The organism is Caulobacter sp. GW821-FHT12A07 (assembly GCF_058807655.1).
Genome location: NZ_JBXAQX010000001.1, coordinates 773,261 through 782,126, shown reverse-complemented (window position 1 = coordinate 782,126; position 8,866 = coordinate 773,261). Strand labels below are relative to the sequence as shown.

8 protein-coding genes are annotated in these 8,866 nt (G+C 71.4%); 6 read left to right on the top strand and 2 right to left on the bottom strand.

Annotation, left to right across the window (positions count from 1 at the left end; genetic code table 11):
* Positions 1–110 precede the first annotated feature (110 nt).
* Positions 111–437, bottom strand: coding sequence for a hypothetical protein (locus tag AC1RRS_RS03695; RefSeq protein ID WP_492853989.1), 327 nt, complete (start codon positions 435–437; stop codon positions 111–113).
* 215 nt (positions 438–652) lie between these two features.
* Positions 653–2,503 (bottom strand): DNA helicase RecQ, encoded by a 1,851-nt coding sequence (recQ, locus tag AC1RRS_RS03690; RefSeq protein WP_492853988.1) that lies wholly within the window; start codon positions 2,501–2,503, stop codon positions 653–655.
* A 388-nt stretch (positions 2,504–2,891) separates the two neighbouring features.
* On the opposite strand from recQ, the gene AC1RRS_RS03685 reads away from it, so the two are divergent.
* From AC1RRS_RS03685 to AC1RRS_RS03660, 6 genes are all read left to right on the top strand, one after another.
* Positions 2,892–3,200, top strand: a complete 309-nt coding sequence (locus AC1RRS_RS03685; protein ID WP_492853987.1) for a metalloregulator ArsR/SmtB family transcription factor — start codon at positions 2,892–2,894, stop codon at positions 3,198–3,200.
* Positions 3,197–3,889, top strand: a complete 693-nt coding sequence (locus AC1RRS_RS03680) for an SdpI family protein (RefSeq protein WP_492853986.1) — start codon at positions 3,197–3,199, stop codon at positions 3,887–3,889. Before AC1RRS_RS03685 ends, AC1RRS_RS03680 begins: the two co-directional genes overlap by 4 nt.
* 76 nt (positions 3,890–3,965) lie before the next feature.
* The gene (locus AC1RRS_RS03675) at positions 3,966–4,511 is read left to right on the top strand and encodes a hypothetical protein (protein ID WP_492853985.1); all 546 of its coding nucleotides are present in this window, start codon (positions 3,966–3,968) and stop codon (positions 4,509–4,511) included.
* A 151-nt stretch (positions 4,512–4,662) separates the two neighbouring features.
* Positions 4,663–6,639: a transglycosylase domain-containing protein gene (locus AC1RRS_RS03670; RefSeq protein ID WP_492853984.1), complete on the top strand. Its 1,977-nt coding sequence runs from the start codon at positions 4,663–4,665 to the stop codon at positions 6,637–6,639.
* A gap of 74 nt (positions 6,640–6,713) precedes the next feature.
* Positions 6,714–7,928 carry an NAD(P)/FAD-dependent oxidoreductase gene (locus AC1RRS_RS03665; RefSeq protein WP_492853983.1) on the top strand — a complete coding sequence of 405 codons (1,215 nt, stop codon included), beginning with the start codon at positions 6,714–6,716 and terminating at the stop codon, positions 7,926–7,928.
* 70 nt (positions 7,929–7,998) lie between these two features.
* Positions 7,999–8,859, top strand: coding sequence for a DUF1206 domain-containing protein (locus tag AC1RRS_RS03660; protein ID WP_492853982.1), 861 nt, complete (start codon positions 7,999–8,001; stop codon positions 8,857–8,859).
* The last annotated feature ends 7 nt before the right edge of the window (positions 8,860–8,866 follow it).

The window sequence follows — 8,866 nt, the reverse complement described above, 5'->3', positions numbered from 1 at the left end:
AGAGCGCCCCACCACCCCCCTCTCGTAGGCGGGGGAGGTGGCGCGGCGAACGAAAAACGCCCGGCGGGTCGGACCCGCCGGGCGTTCTCGTCTTCAGCGATGCGTGAAGATCAGCGGTCGAAATTGCGGGCCAGCAGGAAGCCGAACACCGCGCCGGCCACGAAGGTCCCCAGCGCCAGGGCCAGGGGGTGGTCCTCGGCGGCCTTGTGGGCGGCTTCGGCCTTGGGTTTGGACCAGGCGATGGCCGCGTCGGTCTTGTCGTGCACGTAGTCGCGGGCGACCTGGGTCTTCTCGGTGGCGGTCTCGGCGACGGTGGCGGCGGCCTTCTTGACCGCGGCGGTGGCCTTGGCGGCGGTCTTCTTGGCGCTGCTCTTGGCGCGGGCGGAAGCGGCGCTGGCCTCGCCGGCGAGATCGGTCTTGATGGTGGCGTCGGTCATCGGCGTCTCCCGATTTGGGGTGTGTTCGAGGACCCTGGGGGCCCCGAGGGCGTTGGAGGGCGTTGGAGGGCGCTGCGGCGCGCGCGGTGCGTCCGGAGACTAACACCTGGCGTGCCGGTTTGGTTCGGACAAGAGGGGCGGGCGACAGCTTTTGCGTGCATCGCGCCGCGGGCGTCCCGGAGGGCGGTTCCGAGCGCTCCGGTCCCCCGGCGGCCTCAGTTGTCGCGGACGACCTTCAGCACGGCCTCGCCGTAGCGGTCGAGCTTGCCCTGGCCGACGCCGCCGGACTTGCCCAGGGCTGGCAGGGTCGTGGGCCGGGCGGCGGCGATCTCGGCCAGGGTGGCGTCGTGGAAGATGACGTAGGGCGGCACGTGCTGAGCCGAGGCCTGGTCCTTGCGCCAGGCGCGCAGGGCCTCGAACAGCGCCTGGTCGCCCGGCGGCACGGTGAGGGCCTGGCGCCGGCGCAGGCTCTTGCCGCCGGAACCAGCCTTGCCGCCGCCGGCGTCGCCGCCCGGGGCCTGGCGCAGCGACACCTGCCGCTCGCCGCGATAGACTTGGCGCACGCCCTCTGCGTCGCCGAGGCCGATGAGGGGCCGGCCGTCATTGGGGTCCTCGCGCAGCAGGCCCTCGAACACCAGGGTGTCGAGCAGGTCGCGCCAGCCCTGGGGGCTGAACTCCTTGCCGATGCCGAAGGTCGACATCTGGGCTTCCTGCTGGGTGACGTCCTTGGTCTTGCCCAGCAGGTGGTCGATCAATCGGCCGCGCCCGAACCGTCCGCCCAGGCGATGGGCGGCCGACAGGGCCTTCTGGGCGGCCTGGCTGGCGTCGATCCCGCTCGGCGGCGAGACGCAGATGTCGCAGGTTCCGCAGCGCTCGACGCCCTCCTCGCCGAAATAGCGGCGGACGGCGGCGGCCCGGCAGGTCATGCCTTCCAGCATGGCGTAGAACTGCCGCAGCTTGCGGCTCTGCACCTGCTTGACCTCGTCGGGGGCCTCGCGGCTGTCGATGCGGCGGCCGGCCCAGGCCAGATCCGAGCTGCTGTAGAGGGTGATGCCCTCGGCCGGCTGGCCGTCGCGCCCGGCGCGGCCGATCTCCTGCCAATAGGCTTCGATGGCGGCCGGCGGGTCGGCGTGGATGACGAAGCGGACGTCGGGCTTGTCGACGCCCATGCCGAAGGCGATGGTCGCCACCATCACCGCCTCGTCGGCCTCGAGGAACTGCTCCAGCCGGCGGGCGCGCACGGTCTTGTCGAGGCCGGCGTGATAGGCCAGGGCCGGCACGCCGTTGTCGATCAGCGCCTGGGCCAGCTTTTCGGTGGAGTCCCGGCTGCCGGCATAGACCACGCCGGCGCGGCCCGGCCGCTCGGTGACCAGCTCGATCACCCGGTCGTGGCCCTTGCCGCGCTTGCGCTCGGCGTTGAGGGCCAGTTCGGGGCGGGCGAAGCTGTCGACGAACTCGGCCGCGCCCTGCAGGCGCAGCTCGGCGCGGATGTCGTCGCGGGTGCGGGCGTCGGCGGTGGCGGTCACCGCCAGGCGCGGGGCGTTGGGGAACACTTCGGCGATGCGGCCCAGCATCCGGTATTCGGGCCGGAAGTCATGGCCCCACTGGCTGACGCAGTGGGCTTCGTCGACGGCCACCAGCGACAGCGGCAGGCGCGACAGCCGCTCCAGCATCCAGCCCTGCATCAGGCCTTCGGGCGACAGATAGAGCAAATCGAGCTGGCCGGCCTCGATGCGCCGCCAGATCTCGGCGCGCTCCTCGGGCAGGGTGTTTGAGTCCAGGCGCTCGGCGGCGACCCCGGCCTGCTGCAGCCCGGCGACCTGGTCGGCCATCAGGGCGATCAGCGGCGAGACCACCAGGCCCAGGCCCGGGCGGACCAGGGCGGGGATCTGGTAGCACAGGCTCTTGCCGCCGCCGGTGGGCAGCACCGCCAGGGCGCTGCGCCCTTCCAGCAGTTCGCCGACCACCTGGGCCTGCAGGCCGCGGAAGTCCTGGTGGCCGAAGGTGCGGCGCAGGACGTCGCGCGCGGCGTCGAGCGAGGGCGGGGAGGCGAGGGCGGTGGACACGTGGCTCTTCTGGCAGGGGCGGCCGCCCGCGCCAAGGCCGGAAACGGCGGATTTTTTGTTCCTCTCCCCTAAGGGGGAGGGGCGGGCCGCGGATAGGCAGCGTGACGGAGGGGGCTGGCTCGACGCGAGATCCCTCTCCCCTTGCGGGAGAGGGTGGCCTCCCGGAGGGAGGTCGGGTGAGGGGTCTCTCAGATCTCAACACCGCGTGGGGCGGACAGGCCGGGCGGGGTGTCTCAAGTCTGAGAGACCCCTCATCCGACGGCCTTCGGCCGCCACCTTCTCCCGCAAGGGGAGAAGGGGCGCTGACGCGAGCCTGGAAAAGCCGTGTCCGCAAGGCTGGCCGACCTCCCTTGACTCTTAGTCAATCGGCTAATTAGTCTCTTGCCTCATGAACGAGGTGTTCAAGGCCCTGTCGCATCCTGCCCGCCGCCGCATGGTCGCCATGCTGCGCGACGGGCCGCTGGCCTCGGGCGAGATCGCCTCGCGGTTCGAGATGGCCTGGCCGACGGTCACCGCCCACCTGGCGGCGCTGAAGGCGGCGGGGCTGGTCGAGGCCGAGAAGGACGGCGTCTCCGTCCGCTACCGCCTGGTGATCTCGGCGGTCGAGGAGGCGGTGGCCTTCATGATGGACCTGATGGGCGCTGGCGAGACCGTCGATGCGCCCGACACATCCTTGCGAGGGGAGAACAAGGCATGAGCAGCGAGCATCCGCGCGGCCTGACGTCGCTGGACGGCGTCTCGATCCTGGTGACGGCGGCGATCGGCGCCGCGGCCCTGGCCGTCTGGCGGCTGGGACCGCCCGGCCCGATGCCGATGCACTTCGACCTGGCCGGCCAGGTCGATCGCTGGGGCGACCGGGCGCAGATGGCCCTGGCCATCGGCTTCATCGGCCTGGTGGCCGGCGGCGTGGCTTGGCTGTGCGCGGTGCTGGAGCGCCAGGCCAAGGACCCGCTGGGCGAGCGCTTCACCTGGCGACTGGGCCGGATCGTCGGTCTGGCCGTTCCGGCCTTCACCGCGGCCCTGCTGACCAGCGTGGCCTTCGACCTGCTGCCGCGTGTCGGCGGCCAGGACCTTTTCCTGCGGCTGATGATGGGCGGCATGGCGGTGCTGTTCCTGGGGCTCGGCGCCTTCGTCGGAAGGGTCAAGCCCAACCCCGTGGTCGGGGTTCGCACCTACTGGGCGCTGCGCAGCCGCCTGGCCTGGGACAAGTCCAATCGCCTGGCCGGACGGCTGCTGAGCCTGACGGGCCTGCTCGGCCTCGTCGCCGCCCCCGTCGCTCCCCAGCCCGTCGGCTTTCACGTCATGATGATCGGCATCGTCGCCTCGGGCCTGGCCGCCGGCGTCGAAAGCTGGCGGGTCTGGCGCACCGATCCCGACCGCGCCTGAGGGTGGCGGATCAGGCTGACGGGCGCCGGCGAACCGCGCTATCATGCAACCTGGTCGCGAATCGGGGGATTGCGCCGTGTTCCGTAAAGCCATGCGATGGGCGGCCCTGCCGGCCGTGATGATCGCCGTCTCGGCGCAGGCGGCCGGCGGGACGCCCTACGTCAATCATAACTGGGGCTACGCCGTCGCCCTGTCCGGCAAGGTCAGGCTGATCCAGAACACCCCGCCGGCGCCCAACCACGGTTTCGGCGTCCGGGTGGCCAAGCGCGCCTATCTCTGGGTCGACGGCGGCTCGTCGGACGGCGAAAATCTGGCCGAGACCGTCGAGGAGAGCACCGGCTTTCTGCTGCGCGACGAAGGCTGCGTCGTGCTCGAACGCGCCGCCGACAGCCTCGGCGGCAAGCCGGCCCAGCGCCTCGTCCTGCGCTGCCCCGCCGACAAACCCCGGACCGGGACGGAACTGCGGCGCTCGGTGATCGCCCTGGCCGCCCCGCCAGGGCATGGCGCCGCCGCCTACTCGGTCAACGTGACCTATCCGGAAGACGGCGGCGCGGAGGCCAGGCGGGCGCTGGCGCTGTTCGACGACGCCCAGCGCGGCTTCCGCTTCCTGGGAAAGCGGTAGGCGGATCGACCGGGCCCTTCGTCCACGCCGGCCGCCGCCGCGACGACGGGGTTAAACCGCGTTCATCTCTCGTCAACCCTATCGCGTGTTTGGTCGGCGTGAGCTATGACACCGCCACGCGGGCGGGGTTGCACGAGACCTAGGGTTACAGATGGCTAACGGCGCCTTCGGCGGAAACAAGCCGGCGAAGACTTCTCGCACGCCCCTGCAGGCGGCGCTCTATTGGGCGACCGTGCTGGGGGTCTGGGGACTGATCTTCGTGGTCACCTTCTTCGCGGTGTTCGCGCGCGACCTGCCCGACACCTCGAAGCTCTACGACGTCACCCGTCAGCCCTCGATCAACTATCTCGACCGCTCGGGCGCCCTGCTGGCCGTGCGTGGCAGCCAATATGCGCCGCCGGTCGACATCGACGCCCTGCCCGAATACGTGCCGGCCGCCTTCGTCGCCATCGAGGACCGCCAGTTCTACCACCACTTCGGGTTCAACCCGTGGGGCATCGGCCGTTCGCTGATCTGGAACCTGACCCACGAGGGCGGACCCCAGCGCGGCGGCTCGACCATCACCCAGCAGCTGGCCCGCAACCTGTTCCTGAGCCCGGCCCAGAACTACAAGCGCAAGGCCCAGGAACTGATCCTGGCCGTCTGGCTGGAGCTGAAGTTCAGCAAGAAGCAGATCCTGGCTCTGTACATGAACCGGGTCTATTTCGGCGCCGGCGCCTACGGCATCGAGGCCGCCTCGCAGCGCTATTTCAACAAGCCCGCCTCGCAGCTGACGATCGGTGAATCGGCGCTGCTGGCCGGCATGATGAAGGGCCCGGCCCGCTATTCGCCGGTCAGCGCCAGCGAGCGCGCCGCCCGCCGCGCCACCGTCGTGCTCGACGAGATGGTGCGCATCAAGGCCATCACCGCCGAGCAGCGCGACGAGGCCTTCAAGACCCCCGTGCAGGTTTCGGCCACCCTGGCCAACCAGCGCGCCCAGTACTTCACCGACTATGTCGACGCCCAGGTGCGTTCGCTGGTCGGCGAGCCGACCGAAGACCTCGTGGTCGAGACTACGCTCGATCTGCCGATCCAGGTCGCGGCCGAGCGCGCCGTGCAGCTGGGCGTCGAGGGCCACCTGAAGCAGGGCGTGCAGCAGGCCGCCCTGGTGGCCATCGACGGCGAGGGCCGCATCCGCGCCTATGTCGGCGGCGAGGACTACGGCGAAAGCCAGTTCGACCGCGCCACCAGCGCCCGCCGCCAGGCCGGCTCGGCCTTCAAGCCGTTCGTCTACCTCACCGCCATGGACCAGGGCCGCAACCCGTCGGTCATGGTGGTCGACGAGCCGGTGAAGATCGGCAACTGGGAGCCGCGCAACTACACCAACACCTTCCTGGGCCCCATGACCCTGCAGACGGCCCTGGCCCAGTCGATCAACACGGTCGCCGCCCGCCTGGCCAACGAGGTCGGCACCAGCAACGTCGCCGCCACGGCCCGTCGCCTGGGCATCACCAGCAAGATCCAGCTCGATCCGTCGATGGCCCTGGGCGCCGTCGAGGTCAGCCCGCTGGAAATGGCCCAGGCCTACGCCCCGTTCGCCAACGGCGGCTTCCTGGCCAAGGGCTACGGCATCGAGCGCATCCGCACCGCTTCGGGCAAGGTTCTCTACGACCACAGCGTCGACAAGCAGCCGCGCTCGTCGGTGATCGGCTCGCCGTCGCTGCAGTACATGAACCAGATGATGCGCCAGGTGGTGAACGGCGGCACCGGCGGCCGCGCCAAGGTCGCCGGCTACGACATCGCCGGCAAGACCGGCACCACCAGCGACTACAAGGACGCCTGGTTTGTCGGCTACACGGGCGGCTTCGTCGCCGCGGTGTGGACCGGCAAGGACGACAACACCGCCATGAAGCGGGTCAGCGGCGCCGGTCCCCCGGCCGAGATCTGGAAGGTGTTCATGAGCTCGGCCCTGCCGCGCCTGAAGGCCACCCCGATCCCCGGCGGCTTCGCCGAGGCGCCCGCGCCGACCAGCGATCCGATCGGCGACCTTCTGAACGCCGGCGAGACGCCGACGGCCGACCCGGGCGCGACCCCGCCCCCGGCCGCAGGTCAGCCGGCCCAGCAGACGGCGCCGGAACTGCCGTACTAGGGGCGGACGGAACCTCGAAGCCTCCCGGGAGCTAAGCCTCCGCTGGAGCCAAGTCTCCGCTTCGGGGGGCTTCGATGACCGGCGCAACGATCAAGCGCGACCTTCGCACCGGTCGCTCGCTCTGGGCGGACAGTCCGGGCCTGGGCGTGCCGACGCGGCCGCTCACCCGGGCGATCAGCGTCGACGTCGCCATCGTGGGCGCCGGGATCAGCGGCGCCTTCATGGCCCATGAGCTGTCCCGGGATCACGCCGTGGCGGTGCTGGACCGCCGCCCCCCGCTGACCGGCTCGACCATCGCGTCGACCGCCCTGCTGCAGTGGGAGATCGACCTGCCGCTGACGGCCCTGGCGGAGAAGATCGGACAGGCCAAGGCCCGGCGGGCCTATCTGCGATCGCGGGCCGCCGTCGACGCGCTGAAGCGGATCGTCGACGAGGAACGGATCCCCTGCGGCCTGAAGGCCAAGTCGTCGCTCTATCTTGCTGGCGACGACCATGGCCATCGCGCGCTCGAGGCCGAGGCGCAGGCGCGGGCGGCGATCGGGCTGGACAGCCGCTATCTCGGCCCGGCCCAACTACGCGAGCGGTTCGAGATCGACCGGACGGGCGCCATCGTCTCCAGCGGCTCGGCCAGCGGCGATCCGGCCCGGCTGGCGGCGGGCCTGCTGCGGCGGGCGGCTGCGCGCGGCGCGAAAATCTGGTCGCCGGTCGAGGTGCTGCAAGCCGTCAGCGACCCCGACGGCGTGACCCTGCTGACCGACGCCGGCCAGGCCGTGCGGGCCAGGGCGGTGGTGTTCTGCTGCGGCTATGAATTTCCCAAGGGCGTGCCCACCCCGGGCGCGAGCGTGATCTCGACCTGGGCGACGGCCTCCAAGCCGCGCAATCGCTGCCCGGCCTGGCTGCGCGACATGCTGGTATGGGAGGCGTCCGATCCGTACCTCTATCTGCGCATGGGCGGCGACGGGCGGCTGATCGCCGGCGGCGAGGACGAGGCCTCGCCCGACGCGCACCAGGACCCGGCCAAGCTGAAGCGCAAGTGCGAGACCGTGGCGGGAAAGCTGAAGGCCCTGCTGCCCGGCGTCGACTTCGAGATCGACTACGGCTGGGCCGGGGCGTTCGGCTCCAGCGCCACGGGCCTGCCCAGCATCGGGCCGGTCGAGGGCATGGACCATACCTGGGCGGTCATGGGTTTCGGCGGCAACGGCATCACCTATTCGGTCATCGCCTCGCAGATCGTGGCGGCCCAGATCCGTGGCGGCGACGATCCGGACGCGGATCTCTATCGCGCCTGACTCCGTCTTCGCGGCGGGAACAGAGGGCGGGGCGCTTCGTTGCTCCGGCCAAGCGGGACGAGAAGGCGGCATGACCCACGCATCGGTCTGGAAATTCAAGCGCTGGCCGCCGAAGGTCCTGCGACGTCTCGACCTGCGTACGCTGCTCGAATGGGCCTCGCGGCTGGGCTACGCCGCGCGGGGGACGGTCTATGTCGGACTGGGCGGCCTGGCCCTGCTGGCGGCGGCCGATCTCGTCCCTCGGGCGCGCGGCGCGACGGCGATGCTGGCGGCCTGGGCCAGCTGGCCGCCGGGCCTGGTGCTGATCGCCGTGGTCGCGGCCGGGCTGATCGGCTTTTCGCTCTGGCGGGCCCTGCAGGCGGTGTTCGACGCCGACCGCCACGGGACCTCGCCCAAGGCCTGGGCGATCCGCGCCGGCCAGGCGGTCAGCGGCGTGGTCTACGGCTCGCTGGCCTGGTCGGCCCTGGAGCTGCTCGACGCCTTCGAAGACGTGGGCGAGGCCGACGAGGAGCAGACCGCCGACGCCACGGCCGCGACCATCCTGGCCCTGCCCCATGGCGACCAGCTGCTGATGGCGGCGGGCCTCGTTTTGCTGGGCGTCGGGATTGGCGGGGTCGTCCAGGGCCTGGCCCAGGACTTCGCCAAGCGCCTGGACTGCGGCGAGGCGGCCTGCCGCCGGCTCGTGCCCCTGGCGCGGTTCGGCTATGCGGCGCGCGGGCTGGCGACGCTGTGCGTTGGCCTGTTCGTGGTCGGCGCCGGCTGGCACGCCCGCAGCAGCGAAGCCCGAAGCTGGGCCGGGGCCTTGCAGGCCCTCGAACGCCAGCCGTTCGGCGCCTGGCTGCTGGGCGTGCTGGCCCTGGGGCTGGTGGCCTTCGGCGTGTTCGGCTTCGGCGAGGCCGTCTATCGCCGCATCCGGCCGCCGGCGGTTTAGGCTTCCT